Origin of the sequence: Vibrio sp. Isolate32, assembly GCF_022397955.1 — a bacterium.
GTDB lineage: Bacteria > Pseudomonadota > Gammaproteobacteria > Enterobacterales > Vibrionaceae > Vibrio.
Genome location: NZ_JAKEUQ010000005.1, coordinates 20,408 through 45,678 on the forward strand (window position 1 = coordinate 20,408; position 25,271 = coordinate 45,678).

Genomic DNA, 25,271 nt, shown 5'->3' on the forward strand with positions numbered 1-25,271 from the left:
CTAACCTAATGAGTAAGTTCATTATTTACTCTTTAGTGAAACAAAAGCCGCCATGTGCGGCTTTTGTTGATCTTGAGTTCAGTGATATTTACACGTAATATTCCGCCTTATTACTCGAGTCCACTGACCGAACACGCTTTTTATCGACTTCCGCCAATTTGCGAGAGTCTAGCCTTTTGGAGCTAATCATGAACATCAATTCTGATGCAAAACTAAAAGACCTCTTAGAGTTCCCTTGTTCATTCACTTACAAAGTAATGGGCCACGCTAAGCCAGAACTGACTGAACTTGTGCTAGAAGTGATCCAGCGTCATGCTCCTGGTGACTACAGCCCAACACTAAAACCAAGTGCAAAGGGTAACTACCACTCTGTTTCTATCAACATCACTGCGACTTCAATTGAGCAAGTGGAAACGCTATACAAAGAACTAGGCGAGATCGAAATCGTTCGTATGGTTCTGTAATCCTCGATTACGCATGAAAAACAGCGGCTTATTGCCTAATGCCGATCAGTTAAGTAAAAATGACTGGTTGAACGATCCTCCAAGGATGTCAAAATCCGAGTGTTTCTTTAACACTCGGATTTTTTTATGTTTCTTAGACAAGCCCTAAACCAAGTCCATAACTTCTCTCCAGAACAGCTCTCAGGGTTATCAGATCTGCTGTCCCCTGAACTCATCGAGCAGTGCCTCCAAGAATCTGGGGTTGCGACTATTCGAAAGCGTAGGTTACCAATGGAAATGATGGTTNTATCGATGGATAAAGTCGTCTCGCAACTTGATATTCTCCTACCAGGTAAGAAGCCATTTGTCGCACCTAGCGCTGTCATTCAGGCTCGCCAGCGACTTGGGTCCGACGTTATGGAAGCCGTGTTCAAGCACACTCAACGACTTTGGCACCACAAGACTCCCCATCCAGATTGGCATGGGTTAACACTTCATGCTGTAGATGGTGTTGTGTGGAGAACACCAGATACTAAAAGTAATGATGAGTCTTTTGGTAGAACAGGCAATAAAACAACGATATCTGACTACCCTCAAGTGAGAATGGTCTGCCATATGGAGCTGACCAGTCATATACTCAACAGCGCTTCATTCGACTCAGTATCTAAAAGTGAAGTCGACCTTACGATCCCCCTTATCGAACAATCACCCTCAAACAGCTTAACTATCTTTGACCGCGGATTTTACGCCTTGGGCTTACTGAATAAGTGGCAAACCAGTGGCGAAGAGAAACATTGGCTGATCCCATTAAGAAAAGGGGCTCAATACACAGTGATATCGAAAGTAGGTCGAGGACAAGAGCTCGTAGAGCTTAAGCTATCCCCTCAAGCTCAAAAGAAGTGGGTTGACGCCCCCAAAACTCTCCAAGCTCGTTTAATCACAAAGACGATTAAAGGAAAAGAAGTCCGACTATTAACGTCAATGATAGACACGATGAAATATCCAGGTGCAGATATCGCCGAACTTTATAGCCATCGTTGGGAGATAGAGTTGGGGTATCGTGAGATGAAGCAGTACATGCTCCAGAACCAACTTACGTTAAGAAGCAAAAAGCCAGAGTTGGTGAGTCAAGAGCTTTGGGGAATGGTGGTTGCTTACAATCTATTGCGGTTCATGATGTGTCAAATGGCCTACCACCAGAAGTCAGTGATGCCTTATCAAATCGGCTTTAAACAAGCTTCATTGTTCCTGGTTGGACAGCTTCAATTGTTACCAGCAGTTGCACCGGGACGAATCCCAGAAGTATTAAATTACATAATGGATATGTCGGAAAGCTTTGTTTTACCAGAGAGACGAGAACGAAGTTATCCAAGAGCAGTAAAAAAGAGGCCTTGTCNAGTGATGCCTTATCAAATCGGCTTTAAACAAGCTTCATTGTTCCTGGTTGGACAGCTTCAATTGTTACCAGCAGTTGCACCGGGACGAATCCCAGAAGTATTAAATTACATAATGGATATGTCGGAAAGCTTTGTTTTACCAGAGAGACGAGAACGAAGTTATCCAAGAGCAGTAAAAAAGAGGCCTTGTCGCTATGCGACAAGGCCTCCAAGAAGACGCTAAACGATGCTTAACTTACAAGCATTACGGCTTATTGCCGCTGTTTTTGTTTATAGCACCCTATTGCGGTCAAATTCATTCAACTTAATTTTAAATAAATACAAAGAAAGTTGAAAAACCTTGCAGTCCATCTGTAGTTAGAATCATGTTTCGCGTTTATAATGCGTTCACTTTATTAATCCTTGAGGGAGTGCCGCTTTGCAAAATAAGCTAATCGTAAAAAAATTAGGCCGTCAGGATTACGAACCTGTATGGAAAGCCATGCATAAGTTCACAGACGAACGCACAGAAGAAGACGTAGACCAAGTATGGTTGGTTGAACACAATCCCGTCTTCACTCAAGGACAAGCAGGCAAAGCTGAGCATGTATTAAATGCTGGCGATATCCCTGTCATACAAAGCGATCGCGGTGGCCAAGTGACTTACCACGGCCCAGGTCAGTTAGTTGCTTACTTTCTAATTAACATCCGCCGCAAGAAGTTTGGAGTGCGCGATTTGGTTACTCATATCGAGAACCTCGTAATCAACACTCTGAAAGCTTACAATATAGATTCAGCTGCCCGACCTGACGCTCCTGGTGTTTATGTCGATGGCAAGAAAATCTGTTCACTCGGATTACGAATTCGACGTGGCTGCTCATTCCACGGGCTAGCACTGAACGTTGATATGGACCTGTCCCCATTCCTACGCATTAACCCATGTGGTTACCAAGGTATGGAAATGGCACAGATAAGCCAGCTAGGCGGACCAAGTGAATTAGAGAACGTTGAGCAACAGTTAATACAAGAGCTCGTAGAGCTGCTCGGCTATGACCAAGTAGACATTCAAGCCACCAGTAACATTACAGCAGAAGCATAAAATCATGAGCAAACCAATCCAAATGGAAAAAGGCGTTAAATATCGTGACGCTGACAAAATGGCATTAATTCCCGTAAAGAATATGCCTGCTGAACAGAAAGAAGTACTACGTAAGCCAGAATGGATGAAGATTAAACTTCCTTCAGACAGTCATCGTATCCAAGAAATCAAATCAGCAATGCGCAAAAACAACCTGCACTCAGTTTGTGAAGAAGCGTCTTGTCCTAACCTAGCCGAGTGTTTCAACCACGGTACGGCAACGTTTATGATTCTTGGCGCTATCTGTACACGTCGCTGCCCGTTCTGTGATGTTGCCCATGGTCGTCCTGTTGCTCCTGAAGCAGAAGAGCCGAAGAAACTAGCGAAGACAATTCAAGACATGAAACTGAAGTATGTAGTAATCACTTCAGTTGACCGTGATGACTTGCGTGACGGTGGTGCTAAGCACTTTGCAGACTGTAACCGTGAGATCCGCGAGCTAAACCCAAACATTCGTATCGAAACGCTGGTTCCAGACTTCCGCGGTCGTATGGACGTTGCACTTGAGCTACTGAAAGACAATCCGCCAGATGTTTTCAACCACAACCTAGAGACTGCACCACGCCTATACCGTAAAGCGCGTCCAGGTGCGAACTACAAGTGGTCTCTTGATCTACTGAAGAAGTTCAAAGAGCAGCACCCAGATATCCCAACAAAATCTGGCGTTATGATGGGCCTTGGTGAAACCAAAGAAGAAATCATTCAAGTACTGAAAGACCTTCGTGAGCACGGCGTAACTATGCTGACTCTTGGTCAATACCTAGCACCAAGCCGTCACCACTTACCAGTAGAACGCTATGTGCCGCCTTCAGAGTTCGACGAGCTAAAAGAGATTGCTCTTGAGCTAGGCTTCACTCACGCAGCATGTGGTCCGTTTGTACGTTCTTCTTACCATGCAGACTTGCAAGCACAAGGTATGGAAATCAAGTAAGCGATTACTTATCTCCTCAGTTTCAAAGGCGCATCCTCTCGGGGATGCGCCTTTTTCTTATCAACAAACCGTAACGTTGCCATTCAGATACAACAAAGCCGCTCTATGAGAGCGGCTTTGTTAAATTCAGGTCTAAAAAATAGACAAGTGAACAATAATGGCGAATTAGCCGAAAGAAGCCCAGATTACCGTTGCCACTAAGATTGGGCACACGAACTTCACATACATCGGCCAAACCTTACCAAACCAGCCAAGTTGAAAATCAGGGCAGCCTTGCTCAAGCTCTTTTACTTTTGACGCTCGGCTCCACACCCATCCACCAAACAGACAGAACATCAATGCTGCAATTGGCTGCAGGTACTGTGTCGCTATCATCGCAACCATGCCAAACATCGCAGCAAAGTTGTAAACAATCACGACACTAAACAGCGCGATTGCACCACCAATCACCCAACTTGTTGGCGTGCGTCTAGTATTAAAACGCTCGCTCACTAACGCTACCGGGCCTTCTAACATTGAGATAGAAGACGTCAACGCAGCAATGGTTAGTAACAAGAAGAAAACAATTGCGAAAATCTGACCGAGCACACCTAAGCTATCAAACATCAAAGGTAGAACCGTGAACACCAGTGTGTCAGAACTCAATAGTGAACCGTCTTCCGCATAGATTTGAACGCCTTTTTGCATCGCAACAAACATCGCAGGCATAACCACTAAGCCGGCAATAAAAGCCACTGCGGTATCAACAAGCGTCACGTTCATCGCCATTTTTGGCAGATTCTCTTTCTTACTTAAGTAAGAGCCATACACCAACATTGAACAGCCACCAATCGTTAGCGAGAAGAAGCCTTGGCCCATCGCTGCTAGAATCAGTTTTCTGTCCCACACCTTTTCAAAATCAGGAACTAGGTAATGGTTTAAGCCTTCCATTGCGCCAGCTTGAGTCATGATGTACACGAACAATAAGCCGAACAAAACAAACAGTGCTGGCATTAAGCGCGTCGACCACTTCTCGATACCTTGCTTAACACCGCCCTGTACAATAAGAATGGTCAGTACGTAGAACGCTACAGTACCAAATACATTACGCTCAACACTGAAGCCTTTGAACCAATCAGCAGCCGCCTCTAGACCAATAAGATCAGCGACTGCACCAATTAGGAAGCAGATCAACCAGCCACCAACAATGCTGTAAAAAGCCAATACGGCACTTGGGACACTTAACCCAATCCAACCAACAAATTCACCGACTTTCTTTCCTAAAGGGTTACTCGTTAGTGAACGCATGCTATCAACTGGGTTGGCTTGACCATGACGACCAATCGCCATTTCAACCACCAGCATAGGGAACGCAACCACGAAAATCATGATTAGGTAAACCAGTAGAAAGGCACCACCGCCGTTACTCGCTACCTGAGTTGGAAAACCCCAAATGTTACCTAAGCCAACAGCAGCACCAGCCGCAGCTAAAATAAAGCCTAAACGAGAACTAAACAGCTCTCTTGAAGAGGAAGATTGTTGGTCCATATTGCTCGCATAAAGAATCAGTGAACTAGTTGAGTAGTACAGTAATAAAAAGCAATGATAGACACAACCAATAAATGAACAATTCTCTAATTTTTACAATCAATGCACCATTTAGAACCACAAAATTAACAAAAATCCAGTTCAATAATTTACCACAAGCGGGTATATGAGGATTATCAGTACCCCCCATCATCAAATCGGATACTGATCGTGAGGCAAACAATACAAACAAAAAGAGCACCCATCGGTGCTCTTGCTATTCATCACTAGACTCGAATTAAATCGTGAATACTTGATAATCTTTTAGGTTCGGAATGATTTCATGTAGCTCTTGCTCTTGTTCTGCCATCTCATCAAGAGAATCACAGAACTCTGCGCTTTCTTCTTCCATCTGCTTGGCATGCTGCTTCATTCGCTCTTCAACTTTCAGCTTGAGTTCAGCCATGCTGTCTGTCAATTCCGTCAGGTTGAGTCCGCCTTCTTGCTTCATCTTTTCTGACATGGCATTAAAAGCACTAGAAATAAATTCTTGGTTAAAGATCTCTTTAGCTTTTTCGAAGTCTTCAGACCAACCATTGGCCATCGACTCAAAGCTGTCTGCAGGCAAAACCAACTCGCCGTCTTTGTAGTAGCGGGCCTCTAGGTCTGCGAAAAACGTTTTCATCGACTCTTTTACGTTATCAAACGATTCTGGAGAGTCCAAGCTGACAGCAATATCATCAATCACATCATTGGCTAATGCGAGACTTTCGCTCGCCATCTGCTTAGCTCGCGGTATGTACTCACTCATACTCTCGCGATATTTTTCAATCGCCGCTTGTTGGTCAGCATCAAGCTCGACTTTCTCGCCATGGATATAGAGATCGTTGTTATCATCGAATACGGCTGTATCACCATTTACCTGATGAATTTCGACTTTTTGGTCATCGATTCGCAACTCATTCTTCAAATCAACTCGACATTGAGCTGCAAATGTTGGCAGGCTCACAACAGAGATCGCCGCTGTTAACGATGCAATTAATACACTGTTTTTCATAAATACATTGCTTTTCATAACATCCTCTCATCAATCTGCCAGATTACTATACCCCGAGTTTATGCTTCTTTGTCAGGGCAAGGTTTTATATCAATTCACTCAGAGCTCAATCAATAGAAACCACTTCGTAACAAAACGGTTTATCAGCAACGCTAAACTCAATCTCGTCGCCGACTTCTTTCCCCATAAGAGCCCGACCAAAAGGCGCATTCGCAGTCACAATAGATACCTCATTACCGTTCCAGGTAACAGAAAGCCCACCGACCCTTGGCCCCATGAAAAAATGCTTATATTGATCGTGCTCGTCAATCACCACAACGTAGCTACTCACTGTTACCTTCTCACTGTCACGTAAAACTAGGTTTCGGTAACACTGAATATCCTCTTCGCACTCTTGCACCCTAACCGCTTGTCCGTGAGCAAGGTACGAGGCTTCTAACGCCAACGTATCGTACTTGTGTTCAGGGACCGTCTCTTCATCAGTCGCAGCATCAATGGCGCGCTGTGTAGCGGACTGCGCGATACGTAGTCGGGATTCAAGTTGATCTAAGATTATTTGGCGGAGCTCAGACTTATTCATACTATTGGGGTGCTTTTCTATAGGAGCTACAGAATAGAATTAGGTACAATCAGGTGCAAGAGATTTGATACCTCAAGTGACGCTATCATCAATCAGTGCTCGCTTTAGCATCAAGACAACACTTATTAATTCAGGTAGAACACAAATGATTGAGCAGAAGCTAAAACAAGTATTCGGATTCGATTCACTGAGAAACGGACAGAAGCAAGTCATTGATAATGTTCTATCTGGTCACTCGACAGCGGCAATATTCCCGACAGGTTCGGGGAAATCACTCTGTTATCAGCTACCCGCTTTAGAGTTGCCCCACCTTACCTTGGTGATATCGCCACTGCTCGCCTTGATGAAAGACCAACTCGCTTTCCTACACAGCAAAGGCATCAGCGCGGCTGCAATCGAATCAAGCCAAGACAGGCAAACCACCCAGCAAGTAATGCAATCCGTACGCAACGGAGACACAAAGATCCTGATGATCTCAGTCGAGCGACTAAAGAACGAACGCTTTCGCCAGTTTATTTCCCAAGTGCCTATCTCGTTGCTTGTGGTCGATGAAGCGCACTGTATCTCGGAATGGGGCCACAACTTCAGACCAGACTACCTTAAGCTGCCTCAATATCAAAAGCAGCTTAATATTCCACAGGTGCTGCTGCTCACAGCGACCGCCACAACATCTGTTATTCAAGATATGAAGTCTAAGTTCGATATCGATGAAGATCGGGTTGTGGTCACTGGCTTCTATCGTCAAAACCTCGACCTATCTATTCAGCCATGCGAACAAGCTAACAAGTTAGAAAGCTTGTGTAATGTGGTCAACCAAGCGGCGCAAGCACCCACAATTGTCTATGTCACTCTGCAACAAACGGCAGAAATGGTTGCTCAACAGCTCCGCAATGCCGGGGTTAACGCTGTGGCTTATCACGCCGGTCTTAAACCAGAAAACAGAGATGCCATTCAACAGCAATTCATGAATGATGACGTGCACTGTATTGTGGCGACGATTGCATTTGGCATGGGTGTGGACAAATCAAATATCCGCCGAGTGATTCATTTTGACTTACCAAAATCGATAGAGAACTACTCCCAAGAGATAGGAAGAGCTGGTCGTGATGGACAAGCTTCTGAGTGTATTTTACTAGCTAACAAACATGGCTTGAGCACACTTGAGAACTTCGTGTTTGGCGATACACCGGACAACATATCCATCCAAGCAGTATTGAAAGAGATCTACGAAAACCAAAACATTGGGCCATCTGGTGCCAATCAATGGGAAATCATGCTTAACCAACTTTCGCGTGAATCTAACATTCGCCAGCTGCCGCTTAAAACACTGCTGGTTTACCTCGAAATTGAAGGCGTGATTGAGCCGAAGTACAGCTACTTTGCGGACTACAAATTTAAGTTCATTCGCCCTAAACAGCAGATCTGCGAGCAATTCCAAGGCGAACGTCGTAACTTTGTTGAAGCGATCTTCCAGTGTTCACCGCAAGCGAGAGTTTGGTGCCAGGTCGACTTCGAAGCACTTTGGACTCACTTCCAAGCTGATCGTCAACGCGTAATTGCTGCTATCGATTACTTTAATGAGCAGGGCTGGATTGAACTCGAAAGTAAACAGATCACCGATGTTTACGCGATCCACAATACTTCTGAAGAGATGATGCAGTTGTCTGAGCGACTCACTGACTTGTTTAAAGCAAAAGAGAACAGCGAGATAAATCGTCTTAATCAAATGCTGAGCTTCTTTGAGGCTGACTCCTGCCTAAGCTCGCGCCTAGCAAGCTACTTTGCAGACAACGAAGCGCCAAAAGCCTGCGGTCACTGCTCCGTATGCCGCGGTCAAGTAGCAACCTTGCCAAGCGTTGATGTTGAATCAGTCGATGATGAGACAGTCATGACATGGATTCATGAGTTTATTTCTGCAAGCCAACAACTGATAACCGATGAAGCCATCACTCGTTTTCTTTGTGGAATCGCCACACCACTTTCGACCAAGCTTAAAGCAAGCAAAATGGCTGGCTACGGAAAGTTAGAGCAACAACCTTTCGCCGACACCTTAGCGCGCGTAAAACAGCTTCCAAGATAACCCTAAACGATAAAAACCGACTAGGCCGCAAAGCTAAGTCGGTTTTTATGAAAAGCACTCGCCAATCTCTGTCTTTAGAAAAAGCTCAGCTGACGCATTTGATCCTTGGGTTGCAACATCACACTCAAACCCAGTAAGCGTATCTCTCGTCCTTGCTGTCTTTTGAGTATTTCACTTAACAGCTCTTTGAAGTGTTCACGGTCTAGAGAAGCATGAATATGCTCTATAGTGGTTTGTTGGAAATCAGCGAATTTGAGCTTAATACCCTGCTTAATGATCGCTTTGCTTGGGCTCGCTTTTTCCAATCGAGTTTCAAGCTCAGGAAACAGCTTGTCTTCTATCACCTGCCAACACTCGGCGTAAGTCGATATGTTTTGGGTAAAGGTTCGCTCAACCCCTACAGACTTTCGCTCACGCTCGACAATGACTTCTCGCTCATCGATACCATGGCTGCGCTTCCACAGTGAGGCACCCTGGCGACCAAATGTAAGTAATAGATCGCGATAGTCAGACTCTTTTATATCCTTGCAGGTAAAAAAACCCGCTTGGTGAAGCTTTTCAATGCTCACCTTGCCGACGCCGGGGATCTTTTCAAGTGGTAGCTCATCAATCACCGCTTGCACGTCTTTTGGAGGGATAACGAATTGCCCGTTGGGCTTATTCATATCCGAAGCCACTTTCGCCAAAAACTTTATCGGAGCAATACCGGCCGACGCTGTTAAATTGAGTTCATTCCAGATATCACGACGAATAGACTCTGCTATCAACGTTGCCGAACCATGACACTGCTTTGAGTCGGTCACATCAAGAAATGCTTCATCCAACGACAACGGCTCGATCACCGAAGTATACCGAGAGAAAATCTCACGGATCTTTTTAGAGATCTCGACATAAACCGACATTCTTCCCGGTACCACTAACAAGTTAGGACAGAGTTGTAGCGCTTTAGCTGTCGGCATGGCCGAGCGAACACCAAACTTACGCGCTTCATAATTGCATGTGCTGAGCACACCACGCTGCTTTTCATGCCCGCCTACGGCTAACGGTCGATTACGGTAAGCCGGGGTATCTCGCATTTCTACAGCTGCGTAAAAACAGTCCATATCGACATGGATTATTTTTCTCACTTTCTCTTGGTCCGCACTACACATTAACCAGTAACTCAACCTTACAACTGTATCTATGAACAGTATAATGGATAATTGTTGGTTTTAAAATGATCTGGAGTCCAACTTAACAGGTTTAGCTTCAATCGCCACCTACTCTTCTGATAGTATTGTTAGGAGTATTTAGTCTATAAGTAGGGATAGCTTTTGAGTGAAAAAATACTAGTAGTAGAGGACAGTCGCGCATTCAGAAACTACCTTTACCAGCAATTTAAAAACGATGGCTATGAAGTTGCGCTCGCAGAATCGGTGGCTGAAGCCAAAGCTATCTTAGAGCAAGAGACAGACTTCTTGTGTGCCGTACTCGACTATTGCCTACCTGACGGCCAAGATGGCGAGATCATTGATTTGGTGCTCGGCTATCAGCAAAAGATCATCGTACTTACCGGCATGTTCAACAACACCCTACGAGAACAAGTACTGGCTAAAGGTGTGTTGGATTACATCCTAAAAGACAGCATGTCATCGGTTAGTTACTTACTACCGCTTGTAAAACGAATCTCGAATAACCGACACCATAAAGCTCTGGTTGTTGACGATTCTGCAGTGGTTCGTCGATATGTCGTTCAACTTCTTGAACACCAATATATTCAAACCGTTCAGGCAGAAGATGGAGAGCAAGCGCTCGCACTTCTGAAAAACGATCCTGATATCACTGTTGTGGTCACTGACCACGATATGCCAAACAAAGACGGTATCGCGATGACCCGCGATATTCGAGTGCACCACGACCGAAACCAACTCGCTATCCTTGGCCTATCAGGCAGCGATGACCGTACCATGACCGCTCGCTTCCTGAAAGCTGGTGCCAATGACTTCCTCTATAAGCCCTTTAATCAAGAAGAGTTCTTCTGTCGAATTCATCAACTCCTCGATATGAAAGAAGCGACGAGTGAGCTGTTTCGCCATGCTAACGAGGATGCCCTTACGGGCCTATGGAACCGTCGTTATCTCTTTAACCAGACGAGCAAGGGTTGTGAAGAACGCAATATTGCAATGATGGATATCGACTTCTTTAAAAAAGTGAACGATACCTATGGTCACGATGGTGGTGATGCGGTGTTGATTGAAGTTGGAAAAATTATCAAGCAACACTTTAAAGATGACTTACCCGTTCGTTTTGGCGGAGAAGAGTTTTGCATTCAATCTTGCGGCCCATTTGAACAGTTTGTGGAAGCGTTGGAATCCATGAGAGACGCAATTGAAAGTCACCAAGTGATGCATGATTCACAAATCATTAAAGTAACCATGAGCATTGGGGTAACTGATCAAGTGGGCTCTTTAGATGAACAGATAAAAGCCGCCGACGAACTGCTTTATACCGCTAAAGAACAAGGTCGAAACCAGCTAGTGTGCGCTCGCAATAATCTTCAGTTAGTTAACGAGTAGCTGAACCTTTCTAAGCATGAATCCAATTAGCGTAAAACAAAAAAGCCCAAGACATATGCTTTGGGCTTTTGTTCTTGGAGAGCTTATTTCGCTCCCAATCAGTATCGCTGATTAAGCAATACGATCTTTATTCCAAGCGGCTTCTTTTTGCTGACGCTCAGCCAGCTTCTCTTCACGGTAAGCTTCACGTGCTTCACGCTTCTTACGCGCGTCACAAGGTTCAGGACAGTTACATACTTTATCAATACCAACAGCCCCTAAGCCACCACAGCTACCTTTCACAACTTTCTTTTGGATAATGTAGCCAATTGACATCGCTGCGATTACTGCAAGAAAAACACCAAATGTAATCAGAAATGTATTCATAATTATCTCGCTTACCTTATTTACCTAAGTATGGCTTAAATGCTTCAGAAGCAATTTCTTTAAAGCCATCTGCTGTTTTTACCACCATGAACACTGGGATGTTATGTTGGTTTGCGACTTCCATTCCTTTTTCCTCACCTAAGACCATAAGGCCCGTAGATAAGCCGTCTGCAGTCATTGAAGACGGGTTTAAAACAGTCACAGAAACCACTTTATGATGAAGAGGCTTTCCTGTTTCTGGGTTGATGATGTGTGAGTAACGAACACCATCATGCTCAAAATAGTTGCGGTAGTCACCAGACGTTGCGACCGCCATATCACCAGGTTCGATGATCTCTTGAATGTTGCGCTCGTCAACACTTGGCTTCTCAATGGCAATACGCCAGCCTACACTTTCACGGTTAAGGCCCTTCAAGCGGATCTCACCGCCTACCTCTACCATGTAGTTATGAATGCCAATTGAATCAAGGTAATCAGCAACAACATCAACGCCCCAACCTTTTGCAATGGTTGACAGGTCGACATACAAATTAGGCAGGTCTTTAGTTAGCTTGTTGCCTTCAACGCTCAAGTGGTGAATACCAACCTTAGCTTTACGAGCAGCAAGCTCTTCATCTGATGGAACCACTTCCGGACGAGCTTCAGGACCAAACCCCCACAGATTAACTAATGGACCAACCGTAACATCTAACGCACCTTCAGTAAGACCGTTCAAACGAATCGCTTCTTTCACAACGATTGCCGTTTGTTCAGAGACTTCGAATGCGTCTGCACCTTTATGTTGGTTAAAACGGCTCAGCTCTGAGTCTTCACGGTAAGTCGACATTTGATCATTCACTTCTTCAAGTAGACGATCGATCTCAGTATGAACTTCATTAGACTCAGGAAATTCATCACCATTGATGTATTTAATATTGTAACTCGTGCCCATTGTTGGGCCACTTAAATGCACTTGCTCTCTTGCCTGCTCACAGCCCGCAAGAAAAATCAAAGAAGTTAATGCAACAAGCCAAATTCTCACTTGCTTACTCCTGTCTAATGTTAAGGATTTATATAAGGAAAAATAAGAGTAAAAAATAGGTATTTTGAATGCCTTACTCTTTCTTATATAAGCCAGTATGTTGTCAAAAATAGTCTTAGAAAAACAAATGGCTGACTCGCGAGAGTCAGCCATAATATCAATCACTTAAGTGGATTAACCACCGAAGTCATCTAGTAGGATATTTTCATCTTCTACACCAAGGTCTTTCAGCATGCCGATAACAGCCGCGTTCATCATTGGTGGACCACACATGTAGTACTCACAGTCTTCAGGAGCTTCGTGATCCTTCAGGTAGTTTTCGTACAATACGTTGTGGATGAAACCTGTGTAACCATCCCAGTTGTCCTCAGGTTGAGGATCAGACAGTGCACAGTGCCACACAAAGTTCTCGTTTGCAGCCGCTAGGCCATCGAAATCTTCAATGTAGAACATCTCACGCTTAGAACGTGCACCGTACCAGTAAGACATCTTACGAGTAGACTTAAGACGCTTAAGTTGGTCGAAGATATGTGAACGCATTGGCGCCATACCTGCACCACCACCGATGAATACCATTTCATTGTCTGTGTCTTTAGCAAAGAACTCACCAAATGGACCAGAAATAGTACATTTGTCGCCTTCTTTAAGAGACCAGATGTATGAAGACATCACACCAGGAGCTACGTCAGGGTTGTTTGGCGGCGGAGTTGCGATACGCACGTTAAGCTTGATGATGCCTTTCTCTTCTGGGTATGAAGCCATAGAGTAAGCACGGATCGAATGCTCTTTAACGATAGACTCGTAACGGAACAAGTTGAACTTATCCCAGTCACCACGGTATTCCTCAGGAATATCGTAATCTGCGTATTTCACGTGATGTGGTTCAGCTTCAATCTGAATGTAACCACCCGCGCGGAACGGTACTTCTTCACCTTCAGGGATTGCTAGAGCAAGTTCTTTGATGAAAGTAGCTTCGTTGTTATTCGAGATAACAGTACATTCCCACTTTTTAACACCAAAGATATCTTCGTCTAGTTCAATCTCCATGTCAGTTTTCATAGCAACTTGACATGCAAGACGTTCGCCTTCGCGAGCTTCGCCTTTAGTGATGTGGTCAAGTTCAGTTGGTAGGATGTCGCCACCACCAGACTTAACTTTTACACGACACTGACCACAAGAGCCACCGCCACCACAAGCAGAAGATACGAAGATACCAGCGCCAGCTAGGGCACCAAGTAGCTTGCTACCAGGTTGAGTAACGATCGCCTTTTCAGGGTCGCCGTTTACTGAAATAGTGATGTCACCTGATGGTACCAGCTTAGACTTAGCGAAAAGAATCACTAGTACTAGAGCCAATACAATAATGGTAAACATCGCTACGCCAAGAATAATGCTTTGCATTTGTTATTCCTTATTACTGGGTGCTTACCCTACAGTTGAACACCAGAGAAAGACATAAAGCCTAACGCCATCAGACCAACAGTAATGAACGTGATACCAAGGCCACGTAGACCTGGAGGTACGTCAGAGTACTTCATCTTCTCACGGATACCCGCAAGAGCAACGATAGCTAACATCCAACCCACACCAGAACCGAAGCCGTAAACAACAGATTCAGCAAAGTTGTAGTCACGAGTTACCATGAAAGATACACCACCAAAGATTGCACAGTTAACTGTGATCAGTGGAAGGAAGATACCTAGTGCGTTGTACAAAGGTGGGAAGAAACGGTCTAGAACCATCTCTAGGATTTGTACAAGTGCCGCGATAACACCGATGAATGCGATGAAGTTAAGGAAACTTAAATCGACACCTTCAACAAGCGCGTTTTCTTTCAGAATGTTTGTGTAAACAAGGTTGTTCACAGGAACAGCGATTGTAAGTACTACAACTACCGCAACACCAAGACCAAAAGAAGTTTTAACTTTCTTAGATACCGCTAGGAATGTACACATACCTAGGAAGAAAGAAAGCGCCATGTTTTCGATGAAAATCGATTTAACTAGCAGACTAATATAATGTTCCATGACTACCTTACCCCTTCGCTTCTACTTGCTCTGGTTTGAACGTACGAATCGCCCAAATCAAGAAACCAATTAGGAAGAATGCAGAAGGTGCTAGAAGCATCAAGCCGTTTGGCTGATACCAACCACCGTTGCTCACTAGAGGTAGTACTTCCATACCAAATAGTTTGCCAGAGCCTAGAAGCTCACGGAAGAAACCAACAGTGATAAGAACGAAACCGTAACCAAGACCGTTACCAAGACCATCGATTAGAGATGGGATTGGTGCAGACTTCATTGCGAATGCTTCAGCACGACCCATTACAATACAGTTAGTAATGATTAGGCCTACGAATACAGATAGCTGCTTAGAGATATCGTATAGGTATGCTTTAAGCACTTGGTCTACCACGATTACTAACGATGCGATAATTGCCATCTGAACGATGATACGCACACTGTTAGGAATGTGGTTACGGATCAAAGAAACGAAGAAGTTAGACAGAGCAGTAACGAACATTACCGCGATAGTCATAACAAATGCTGTTTCTAGCTTAGTGGTTACCGCAAGAGCAGAACACACACCAAGAACCTGTAGCGCGATTGGGTTGTTGTCCAACACCGGCGCTAAGATGCTCTTTTTAATTTCTTTTGCACTAGACATTAGTTCAGACCTCCGTCACGAACTTTTGCTAGGAACGGACCAAAGCCCATATCACCTAACCAGAAGTCAAATGTATGTTGAACACCAACGCTAGTCAGTGTCGCACCAGAAAGGCCATCTACACCGTGCTCAGAACCTTGAGGAGCGCCACCTTTAACAACCTGAATAGCAGGTTTGTGGTTTTCGTCGAATAATTTCTTACCAACGAATTGAGCACGCCAAGTTGGGTTCTCAACTTCACCACCAAGTCCAGGAGTTTCACCTTGCTCGTAGTAAGTGATACCAGAAACTGTGTTGCCATCAGTTTCTACCGCAACGAATGCGTACATCATTGACCATAGACCGTTACCGTGAACAGGGATGATAACTTTAGAAGTTTCAGCGCCATCTTTCACTAGGTATACAGTACCCGTGTTAGCACGACGAAGGATCTTAGCGATGTCATCTTCAGCTGAAAGCTTGATTGACTGAGCTGGATCTTTTGCCGCTTTACGTTGGTCGTATGCAGCAGCATCGCCGTCAACGAAATCGCCAGTAGCGAAATCAACTAGACGAGGTTCAATGTTCTCTGCGTACAGTGCTGGAATATTACCCGCAAGTTCAATGCCTGCAACTTCAAGGATCTTAGTTTGCTGATCCAGAACCGCGTTAGCTTGTTGCTTAGGTTTAAGAACAACTGCAGCTGTTGAAACGATGATTGAGCACACTAAGCTCAATGCGATAACAACAAACAGCGTCTTTTTAATGCTATCGTTATTACTTGCCATAGCGCGCTAGTCTCCGCTTAATGTTCTTCTCGATTACAACGTGGTCAAACAGAGGAGCAAATAGGTTTGCGAATAGAATCGCAAGCATCATGCCTTCTGGGTATGCAGGGTTAACTACACGAATCATTACACACATTGCGCCGATTAGGATGCCGTACCACCATTTACCACCGTTGGTAAATGACGCTGATACAGGGTCTGTTGCCATGAAGAACATACCAAATGCGAAGCCACCTAGAACTAGGTGCCAGTGCCAAGGCATGCTGAACATTGCATTCGTGTCAGAACCGATCACGTTAAACAATGTTGATACAGCAATCATACCGATCATAACACCAGCAATGATGCGCCATGAAGCAATGCCCATGTATACAATCATTGCAGCACCGATCATAAGTGCAAGCGTTGATACTTCACCGATAGAACCTGGAATGTTACCAATGAAAGCGTCCATCCAAGTGATTGCTTCACCAGATGTTACGTTCATTAGTGCGCTACCGCCGCCTTGAGCCCATTGGCTAAGAGCAGTTGCACCAGAGAAACCATCTGCAGCAGTCCAAACTACGTCACCTGAAATCTGTGCAGGGTATGCAAAGAAAAGGAACGCACGACCAGCAAGTGCAGGGTTTAGGAAGTTACGACCCGTACCACCGAAGATCTCTTTCGCAACCACAACACCAAAGGTAATACCTAGTGCCGCTTGCCATAGAGGAAGTGTTGGCGGAACGATAAGCGCGAACAGGATAGAAGTAACAAAGAAACCTTCGTTTACTTCGTGCTTACGCACCATACAGAACAGTACTTCCCAGAAACCACCAACGATAAAGACCGTCGCGTAGATAGGTAAGAAGTAAGTCGCACCCAAGAGCATCTTACTGCCCCAACCAGCATCGGCTCCTAAGGAGGCTCCAAGCATTTCGGTTAGCCAGTAGTGCCAGTTACCATCAATGATAGAAACTAATTCTGCACCTGAGTACATGTGGTTTAGTGCTGCAATAGCTTGACCACCTGCGTTGTACATACCCCAGAACATTGCTGGGAATACCGCAAGCCAAACCATGATCATGATACGTTTTAAGTCAACGCTATCACGGACATGCGAGCTTTTCTTTGTAACTGTACCTGGTGTGTAGAAAAGTGTTGCTGCAGCTTCGTAAAGCGCAAACCACGTTTCGTGTTTACCACCTGGTTCAAAATGATGCTCGATGTCTTCAATAAACTTTTTAAGGCCCATGAAAATTACCCTTCCTTCACAATTGTATCTAGGCATTCACGAAGTAACTGACCGTACTCGTACTTACCAGGACATACAAAGGTACACAGTGCTAAATCTTCTTCATCTAGCTCTAGCGCACCAAGTGCTTGTGCACTATCAACGTCGCCAGCACATAGATCGCGAAGCAGCAAAGTAGGCTCCATATCTAATGGCATTACTTTCTCGTAGTTACCAATTGGAACCATAGAGCGATCACTACCGTTTGTAGTCGTTGTCATGTTGAACAACTGACCTTTAAACACGTGACCAAGGAATGAACGAGTAACAGAGAACTTGTTCTTACCAGGCATAGCCCAGCCGAATAGCTCTTTATCACGACCTTCACGAAGAACCGAAACCTGTTGATGGTAACGGCCAAGGTAAGCATGTGGACCTGAAGCGTGAACACCAGATAATACTGAACCTGAGATCAGGCGAACTTCACCTGGCATCAACTCGCTGTCCGTCAACTCTTCAAGGCTAGCACCAATTTGAGTACGAACTAGGCGTGGGTTGTTCACTACTGGACCAGCCAGAGAAACAACACGCTCAGAGTAAATCTCACCAGTAAGGAAAAGCTTACCGAATGCGATAACGTCTTGGTAGTTAATGCTCCACGCTACATTTTGTGCATTTACCGGGTATAGGTAATGCATATGCGTGCCTGCAAGACCTGCAGGGTGTGGGCCATCAAAAACATGTTCTTCAACGTTAGACTGAGCTGAACGAGGTAAGCTAGTACCTTTTTTACAAACGTACACTTTACCGTTAGTCAGAGTTGAAAGAAGATCTAAACCAGCAACGAAAGCATCAGACTGCTCGTTAATGATTAATTCTGGCTCAGCTGCTAGCGGGTTTGTATCCATAGCAGTTACGAAAATAGCCTGAGTTTCAGAATTAATTGCTGGAACCTTGCTGAACGGACGAGTTCGCAAAGCGGTCCATGCGCCAGACTCAACTAACTGATTTTTAACCGTTTCACGGTCAAGACTTGCTAGATGGTTAGCTTCATAACTATTGAACGTGATCTGCTCATTGCCTGCTACTTCAATCACTACTGATTGAAGTACACGCTTAGCACCACGGTTAACTTCAATAACTTTACCGCTTGCTGGAGAAGTAAATACAACACCTGGGTTCTTTTTATCTGCAAAAAGAACTTGGCCTTTCTTCACTTCATCACCAACGCGAGCATGCATCGTAGGACGCATACCAACGTACTCTTCGCCAAGCAAGGCGACTTTAGTGATGGACTTACCATCATTAATCACCTGGGATGGAGTTCCTGCGATAGGAAGATCCAAACCCTTCTTTATTGTAATCATACGCACTTGCACTACTTTATCGGGAAAAAGATTCTTTTAATTGCGTAAATTCAGGACGTTTAAAATCGCCCTTAGACACGACATTACAGTGTCCGGTTTTGGTAAATTTGAGATACCAAAATCGCAACATTATCTCAATAAAACTCTCACAAAAATCATGTGAGATTTATCAGGTGGCGTATTCTAGCATTTTTTGGCATCTTGATGCCATGACCAATAACTTGAATAGCACGTTTATTTGGTGAGAATTGAAGCGTATGGACTCTTAAATATATATAAATTTGACGAGCCGCACAGATAAATTGGCTTATGAAAGGTGTTTTAAACAAGAGATTAACACTCTGTCACAAACTTATATTTTATGAGTTATGTTGAAGCACTGTTAATAAAAACACTACTCATTGTAGGTATTTTTAGACATTTAATTTGCCATCAGTTTGAGTGATACAACGGCAAAAAACAGATAATTTGGGCGATACAAAAGGCGGCATAGCCACCTCTTTTTATATGTATTAAATCTATTACTTGCCCCCACCCATACACATTGGGCTGTCTGGCACGTTATCTAGCTGCTTCAACCATTCATCTTTTGTATAAGTGTGAATAGATAAAGCGTGAATATTGTTCGCTAGCTCTTCTGAAAGTGCTTTATTTACCGCTCGATGACGAGCAATAAGACGCAAGCCTTCAAACGCATCGCTCACAACAATCACCTTAAAATGACTCTCAGAACCAGCCGGAACATTGTGCATATAGCTCTCATTAACCACATTCAAGTGACTTGGTGAAAACTCATTGTGCAATTTTGTTTCGATAACTTCTTGGATCATTGTGATTCCTTAATAACGGGTTGGCATTATCTGTGGGGTGAGTATAAACCCTAACAAGGCTGCTGTCTGAGTATTTAATAACGAACAGCATAGGTTTAATCGAGTTTTCCCTATCTTGTTCAGCCCGCATTTGAGACAATATCTTTGTTATTTCTCACATAAGTATCCCAAGTAATGAAAACTGAACTTACCCTTCACGATAGAACTTTGACCTTAAACCGTTTCCCTAAACGTTCAAATGAAACGCTTCAAGCTTGGGATGCGGGCGACGAATACATTATTAACCATGTTGAAGAGATGAACCTTGAACCTGGCAAACACATTCTGATCTTAAACGACAGCTTTGGTGCCCTATCCGCTTGGTTCTCAAAAGATCACGATGTGACCATGATGAGCGACTCATTTATCTCTCATCGTGGCGGCCTGAAAAACTTACAACGTAATCAGTGCAATCGCGTTAACTTTTTAAACACGATGGATGATATCCCTCACGGTATCGATCTTGTACTGATGCAACTACCAAAAACCAACCGCCATTTGGTGTGGCAACTGAGTCAATTGCGCCAAGCTTTGCCGGAAGGCTGCCAAGTGATCGGTGTCAACAAGGTAAAAGAGATTCACACATCAACACTGAATCTGTTTGAAAAGTACTTGGGTGAAACCAAAACATCACTGGCGAAGAAAAAGCACCGTTTGGTGTTCTCATCTCCAAACTGTCAACCTATTCACAAAGTTGAACCATTCGTTGAGTGGGACGTTGATGGTGAAGATATCCGCCTGAAAAATTTACCAAATGTTTACTCAGGGGAAGCACTCGATCAGGGCGCTCGCTATATGCTAGAGCATATCCCTCAAGATCCGGAATTACGTCATATCATCGATCTTGGTTGTGGTAACGGTGTACTGAGTGTTAAAGCTGGTCAACTGAATCCGCAAGCTCGTATTACGTGTGTCGATGAAAGCTTTATGGCCGTAGAGTCAGCGCGCCAAAACGTAAAAGATAACCTTGGGGAAGAAGGCAACTTCCAGTTCATTGCTAACAACTGTTTGGACGGTTTTAAGAAAAACAGCACATACCTAGTTTTGTGTAACCCTCCATTCCATCAACAACAAGCGATTACCGATCACATTGCATGGCAAATGTTCTGTGATGCAAAGCATGTTCTTAGCAATGGAGGCAAATTAATTGTTATTGGCAACCGACACCTCGGATACGATGTCAAACTAGCAAGATTATTTGGTGAAGCGAACGTTGAAACGCTTGAACTAAACCAAAAATTTGAGATATTACAAGCAACAAGAGAACCTGCTAATTTTAACAAATAGGCAGTAGACTGCTTTATAAGAATTTAAAATACCGAGCTTCTGGTGTGAATTTAGAAAGGATAACGGAATGAAAAAACTGATTTTGGCTGCTTCTATCATGGCTTTGACAGCATGTTCAGCCCCTCAGCAAGAACAGATCAATGTAATGCCAGAAGCTTCACTAAGCTCAAGCAACCTAGTACAAGGCAAAACCTACACACTAACCAGTAAAGATGTTCGCGCTGCTCAATATGTTGCACTTGTTGATAGCGGCCGCGCTAACATTCAGCCAATTCACGCTAAGCAAAACATGCGCATTTCTCTAGAAAACGCCATCGCACAGCAATTTGAGTCTCAAGGCTTTCGTGCCAGCGTAAACAGCGAAAACTCTGTTGTGTTAGAGATTCAAGAAGCTTTAGTTACCGTAGAACACACCATTATGGAAAACCAAATGGACGGTAAAGTAACACTTGAAGTTACCGCTGAAACACCAGAGGGTAAACTGGTCAAGACATTCAATGGTACAGCAACTCGCACTGGTGCATTAAGCGCATCAAACGACGATATCGCAATGGTACTTAACGATGTTATCGACTTAGTGCTTAAAGAGATCGCCAATGATCAAGAACTGCAAACTTACATGAAGGAACGTTTCTAATGGGTCGTATTCTATCTTCTATCGCACTAATGTTAGTGAACTTGAGCGTATGGGCTGGCCCTAAAGTGAACGTGGAAACGACGCTAGGCAACTTCACAATCGAGCTAAACCAAGAGCAAGCACCAATTAGTTCTGAGAACTTTCTTAAATACGTAGCAGACGGCAGTTACGAAGGCACTATCTTCCACCGTATTATTCCTGGTTTTATGGCGCAAGGTGGCGGCTTCAATCAAGACATGCAGCAACAAGCAACGTATGCTCCGATCAAAAATGAAGGCAGCAATGGTCTGAAAAATGACACAGCAACCATCGCAATGGCTCGTACTAATGCACCCGACTCTGCGACTCGTCAGTTTTACATTAACTATGCAGATAACGACTTCCTAAACGCGAAAGGCGGCAACCCAGGTTACGCAGTATTTGGCAAAGTAACCGAAGGCTTTGACGTTATTCAAAAGATGGCAACCATTCCAACTAAGCGAATGGGACGCATGGCAGACATTCCTGTTGATCCAATTATCATCACGAAAGTGACTCTTCTAAAGTAATCTAAAGCAACGCCCTTATTTCTTAAGGGCGTTTTTCTATACAAGGACACTCTATGTCATCAGGCACTTCCTCTCTTTCCTGGATGCAAACTTTCCGCAGCTACCTCGATAAGCGCTTACTGTGGGTGTTCATGCTCGGCTGCTCAAGCGGCTTCCCGTGGGTTCTTATTGGCTCCAACATGTCTGGCTGGCTTAAAGACGCAGGTTTAACCCGTGCAGCAATTGGTTACTTTGGTAGTGTATTTGCCGTATACGCCATTAACTTTTTGTGGGCACCTCTGGTAGACCGAGTCAAATTACCGGTGCTACACGCGATTTTAGGGCAACGACGTAGCTGGATATTTTTCTGCCAATCTATTGTCTTAGTTAGCACCTTATTCATTGCTGGCGTCAATCCTGCTGAGAATTTGGCGTTTACCTCAATGTTAGCCCTCACTATTGCCATTGCCTCAGCCACTCAAGACATCGCGATTGATGCATTTCGTATCGATACCTTCCCAAAATCAGAAGCTTCAAAACTGCCACAAGCCTCTGCAATGGCTGTAGTTGGTTGGTGGACTGGCTACTCTCTACCTGGTTACCTTGCCTTTATTAATGCAGATTCAATCGGTTGGAATGGTGTTTACTACGGCATGGCTGGGATCGTAGTCGTTCTCATGATGTTCACATTATTAGTGGTGGAGCCTAAGACCAAACGTAGTAACCTACAAGCTGAAGCGGAGATCCGTCACAACCGACTTTTAGGAAACCCCATTTTTGCCTGGCTAACGGTTACGACCGTAGAACCTTTCCTGGATTTCTTTAAACGCAATGGAGTGAGAGTCGCTCTCACTTTAATACTCTTTGTTTTTCTCTTTAAAATAGGTGAAGCTTTCTTAGGGAGAATGTCGATTACGTTTTACAAAGAGGTCGGTTTTTCCAATGAACAGATTGGCTACTACTCAAAGTTAGTAGGCTGGGGACTGACCATGTTGTTTACGCTAATTGGCAGCATGGTCAATGTTAAATTTGGTATTGTTCGTGGGCTGATGATTGGCGGAGTCGCGATGGCATCAAGTAATTTAATGTTTGCTTGGATCGCTCATGTGGGCCCGAATGAACAGTTATTTGTTGCCACTCTTATGGTTGACAACTTTACAGCTGCTTTTTCAACTGTAGCCTTCGTTTCTTTTTTGACGGCGGTAACTGGACAGGCATTTTCAGCGACTCAATATGCTCTACTTGCCTCTTTAGGGAATTTAGGCCGTACCACTTTAGCTTCCTTCAGTGGTGAGCTGGTTGATTACCTCAATGATTGGCCAACCTTCTTTATATTGACAGCACTCATGGTGATTCCAAGTTTGATCATGCTCTACTCGTTACGACACTTTTTCACTGATTTATTAGAAAAAGCCAAAAATGACCAAGAGTAATAGAAAGAGGGTAGCGTTGAGCTACCCTCTTTTTCTTTGTCGCAATAATCTAACAAGCGCTAATCGGCTCTATCAAGCACAATAAGATCGAAACCTTTTGCCACCAACTCCTCAACCTCCGCTACTTGATAAAGCCAAAGTCTCCTCTAGCGAAAGGCTCGCCGAACGATTGTTGTGGAGCGACCAACCATATTTAGTCTCAGGTAATTCGTTAATTGCTCCGGTAGCAGCATGGAATGGATAAAAACAGCTCAAAAACATGTTCTGACCGAGGAGTGATTTAGCCGTTTTTGAAGGGATATTATATAGAAAGGAATACTGTTGATTTTGATATACATGTCACTCTATTTAGTATAATCGTTTGCTTAGCGCGGTATTTCACCGATATATCCACCAAAAAATCGAATCTTACAAGACCAATAGAAAAAGAAATGCATCAACATGCACTTCTACATTAAAGTTCCATCATTTAGATCATTAGTGTGACAAACCTCACCATAATAATCATAGTTTTCACTCTTTCTCACTTTTATTTGAGAACAAAATCGCTATTATGCTCGGCATTCGGACATCATAAACACGCACGGATTAGCGGGTTACTTATTTCAAATATAGAGAGTTCCATTATGCGTAAATCACTTTTAACTCTTGGCCTACTTGCAGCGACTTCGGCTCCAGCAATGGCAGCAGATTATTCTGACGGCGATACTCACAAAAATGATTACAACTGGATGCAGTTTAATATCATGCACACTATCGACGAGAAGCCACAAGATAAAGACCACACTTACCTTGAAATGGAATTCGGCGGTCGCTCTGGAATCTTCGACCTTTATGGCTACATTGATGTATTTAACCTAACTAACGATAGCGGCAGTGACAAAGCAGAAGATGATCAGCTATTTGTTAAATTTGCACCACGTATGTCTATCGATGGCCTAACTGGTAAAGATCTTTCTTTCGGTCCAGTTACAGAACTATATGTCGCAAACTACACAACTATCGATGGCAAAGCTGACGGTGGCTACGCGACTAAAACTGGTATCGGTTCTGACGTAATGGTTCCATGGTTTGGCAAAATGCAGTTCAACCTTTACGCTACATACGATCTAAATACAAAAGATTGGAACGGTTACCAATTCTCTACAAACTGGTTTAAGCCGTTTGTAAACTTTGACAATGGCTCATTCATTGCTTACCAAGGTTACATTGATTACGAATTTGGTCGTGACAGTTCATACAACCAATCTAGCAATGGCGGCGCAATGTTTAATGGTATTTACTGGCACAATGACCAATTTGCAGTTGGTTACGGTCTAAAACTATACCAAGACGTATACGGTCTTAAAGATGGTGCACTTATCGATTCAGCACACCCACAATACGGTAAGTTTTCTACATCAGGTGTAGGTCACTACTTCGCTTTAACTTACAAGTTCTAATCGAACTTC

General features: G+C 43.9%; 24 protein-coding genes. 11 read left to right on the forward strand and 13 right to left on the reverse strand.

Translation table 11 applies throughout. The features are described 5' to 3' along the window. The first annotated feature begins 185 nt into the window (after positions 1–185). The 4 genes from ybeD (at position 186) to lipA (ending at position 3,888) form a co-directional block, all read left to right on the forward strand. Positions 186–464, forward strand: coding sequence for a DUF493 family protein YbeD (gene ybeD / locus L1D11_RS05355; protein ID WP_026084358.1), 279 nt, complete (start codon positions 186–188; stop codon positions 462–464). A gap of 126 nt (positions 465–590) precedes the next feature. Then, the gene (locus L1D11_RS05360) at positions 591–2,063 is read left to right on the forward strand and encodes an IS4 family transposase (protein WP_239862161.1); all 1,473 of its coding nucleotides are present in this window, start codon (positions 591–593) and stop codon (positions 2,061–2,063) included. Positions 2,064–2,258: 195 nt separating this feature from the next. Beyond that, entirely contained in the window at positions 2,259–2,918 is a 660-nt protein-coding gene (gene lipB, locus L1D11_RS05365) for a lipoyl(octanoyl) transferase LipB (protein WP_239862163.1), read from the forward strand. 4 nt (positions 2,919–2,922) lie between these two features. Then, entirely contained in the window at positions 2,923–3,888 is a 966-nt protein-coding gene (gene lipA / locus L1D11_RS05370; protein ID WP_004737631.1) for a lipoyl synthase, read from the forward strand. Positions 3,889–4,053: 165 nt separating this feature from the next. On the opposite strand, the gene L1D11_RS05375 is transcribed toward lipA, so the two are convergent. From L1D11_RS05375 to L1D11_RS05385, 3 genes are all read right to left on the reverse strand, one after another. Beyond that, the gene (locus L1D11_RS05375; RefSeq protein ID WP_239862165.1) at positions 4,054–5,415 is read right to left on the reverse strand and encodes a sodium-dependent transporter; all 1,362 of its coding nucleotides are present in this window, start codon (positions 5,413–5,415) and stop codon (positions 4,054–4,056) included. Between the two features lie 277 nt (positions 5,416–5,692). Then, positions 5,693–6,469, reverse strand: coding sequence for a YggN family protein (locus L1D11_RS05380; protein ID WP_105024451.1), 777 nt, complete (start codon positions 6,467–6,469; stop codon positions 5,693–5,695). Between the two features lie 88 nt (positions 6,470–6,557). Continuing rightward, complete coding sequence (locus L1D11_RS05385) at positions 6,558–7,031, reverse strand: GreA/GreB family elongation factor (protein WP_239862167.1); 474 nt, start codon at positions 7,029–7,031, stop codon at positions 6,558–6,560. 145 nt (positions 7,032–7,176) lie between these two features. On the opposite strand from L1D11_RS05385, the gene L1D11_RS05390 reads away from it, so the two are divergent. Further along, entirely contained in the window at positions 7,177–9,111 is a 1,935-nt protein-coding gene (locus L1D11_RS05390; protein ID WP_239862170.1) for a RecQ family ATP-dependent DNA helicase, read from the forward strand. Positions 9,112–9,185: 74 nt separating this feature from the next. Here the strand turns inward: L1D11_RS05390 and dinB are convergent, their stop codons facing one another. Next, positions 9,186–10,262: a DNA polymerase IV gene (dinB, locus tag L1D11_RS05395; RefSeq protein ID WP_239832032.1), complete on the reverse strand. Its 1,077-nt coding sequence runs from the start codon at positions 10,260–10,262 to the stop codon at positions 9,186–9,188. Positions 10,263–10,424: 162 nt separating this feature from the next. On the opposite strand from dinB, the gene L1D11_RS05400 reads away from it, so the two are divergent. Then, positions 10,425–11,666, forward strand: a complete 1,242-nt coding sequence (locus tag L1D11_RS05400; RefSeq protein WP_239862172.1) for a diguanylate cyclase — start codon at positions 10,425–10,427, stop codon at positions 11,664–11,666. 111 nt (positions 11,667–11,777) lie between these two features. Here the strand turns inward: L1D11_RS05400 and nqrM are convergent, their stop codons facing one another. The 9 genes from nqrM to bolA all read right to left on the reverse strand — a co-directional run bounded on the left by nqrM (position 11,778) and on the right by bolA (position 19,897). Continuing rightward, entirely contained in the window at positions 11,778–12,032 is a 255-nt protein-coding gene (gene nqrM, locus L1D11_RS05405; RefSeq protein ID WP_239832005.1) for a (Na+)-NQR maturation NqrM, read from the reverse strand. A gap of 16 nt (positions 12,033–12,048) precedes the next feature. After that, a complete protein-coding gene (locus L1D11_RS05410) occupies positions 12,049–13,053 on the reverse strand; it encodes an FAD:protein FMN transferase (RefSeq protein WP_239862174.1) in 1,005 nt (334 codons plus the stop codon). Between the two features lie 174 nt (positions 13,054–13,227). Continuing rightward, positions 13,228–14,454, reverse strand: a complete 1,227-nt coding sequence (gene nqrF / locus L1D11_RS05415; RefSeq protein ID WP_008223085.1) for an NADH:ubiquinone reductase (Na(+)-transporting) subunit F — start codon at positions 14,452–14,454, stop codon at positions 13,228–13,230. A gap of 29 nt (positions 14,455–14,483) precedes the next feature. Further along, on the reverse strand, positions 14,484–15,080 hold the full coding sequence (gene nqrE / locus L1D11_RS05420; protein WP_004737621.1) for an NADH:ubiquinone reductase (Na(+)-transporting) subunit E: 597 nt from the start codon (positions 15,078–15,080) through the stop codon (positions 14,484–14,486). Between the two features lie 7 nt (positions 15,081–15,087). Beyond that, positions 15,088–15,720 (reverse strand): NADH:ubiquinone reductase (Na(+)-transporting) subunit D, encoded by a 633-nt coding sequence (locus tag L1D11_RS05425; protein ID WP_102423849.1) that lies wholly within the window; start codon positions 15,718–15,720, stop codon positions 15,088–15,090. Next, a complete protein-coding gene (locus L1D11_RS05430; RefSeq protein ID WP_076654629.1) occupies positions 15,720–16,487 on the reverse strand; it encodes a Na(+)-translocating NADH-quinone reductase subunit C in 768 nt (255 codons plus the stop codon). Before L1D11_RS05430 ends, L1D11_RS05425 begins: the two co-directional genes overlap by 1 nt. Continuing rightward, entirely contained in the window at positions 16,477–17,721 is a 1,245-nt protein-coding gene (locus tag L1D11_RS05435) for an NADH:ubiquinone reductase (Na(+)-transporting) subunit B (RefSeq protein ID WP_076654630.1), read from the reverse strand. The genes L1D11_RS05430 and L1D11_RS05435 overlap by 11 nt, the downstream gene beginning before the upstream one ends. 5 nt (positions 17,722–17,726) lie before the next feature. After that, positions 17,727–19,067, reverse strand: coding sequence for a Na(+)-translocating NADH-quinone reductase subunit A (locus L1D11_RS05440; RefSeq protein ID WP_239862176.1), 1,341 nt, complete (start codon positions 19,065–19,067; stop codon positions 17,727–17,729). A 521-nt stretch (positions 19,068–19,588) separates the two neighbouring features. Further along, positions 19,589–19,897: a transcriptional regulator BolA gene (gene bolA, locus L1D11_RS05445; RefSeq protein ID WP_008223074.1), complete on the reverse strand. Its 309-nt coding sequence runs from the start codon at positions 19,895–19,897 to the stop codon at positions 19,589–19,591. 174 nt (positions 19,898–20,071) lie between these two features. On the opposite strand from bolA, the gene L1D11_RS05450 reads away from it, so the two are divergent. The 5 genes from L1D11_RS05450 (at position 20,072) to L1D11_RS05470 (ending at position 25,262) form a co-directional block, all read left to right on the forward strand. Further along, complete coding sequence (locus L1D11_RS05450) at positions 20,072–21,223, forward strand: methyltransferase (RefSeq protein ID WP_239862179.1); 1,152 nt, start codon at positions 20,072–20,074, stop codon at positions 21,221–21,223. 67 nt (positions 21,224–21,290) lie between these two features. Next, positions 21,291–21,860 (forward strand): YajG family lipoprotein, encoded by a 570-nt coding sequence (locus L1D11_RS05455; RefSeq protein WP_004737614.1) that lies wholly within the window; start codon positions 21,291–21,293, stop codon positions 21,858–21,860. After that, positions 21,860–22,408, forward strand: coding sequence for a peptidylprolyl isomerase (locus L1D11_RS05460; RefSeq protein ID WP_239862181.1), 549 nt, complete (start codon positions 21,860–21,862; stop codon positions 22,406–22,408). Before L1D11_RS05455 ends, L1D11_RS05460 begins: the two co-directional genes overlap by 1 nt. A 53-nt stretch (positions 22,409–22,461) precedes the next feature. Then, the gene (locus L1D11_RS05465) at positions 22,462–23,820 is read left to right on the forward strand and encodes an MFS transporter (protein ID WP_239862183.1); all 1,359 of its coding nucleotides are present in this window, start codon (positions 22,462–22,464) and stop codon (positions 23,818–23,820) included. A gap of 626 nt (positions 23,821–24,446) precedes the next feature. Then, positions 24,447–25,262 carry an outer membrane protein OmpK gene (locus L1D11_RS05470; RefSeq protein ID WP_239862184.1) on the forward strand — a complete coding sequence of 272 codons (816 nt, stop codon included), beginning with the start codon at positions 24,447–24,449 and terminating at the stop codon, positions 25,260–25,262. Positions 25,263–25,271 lie beyond the last annotated feature (9 nt).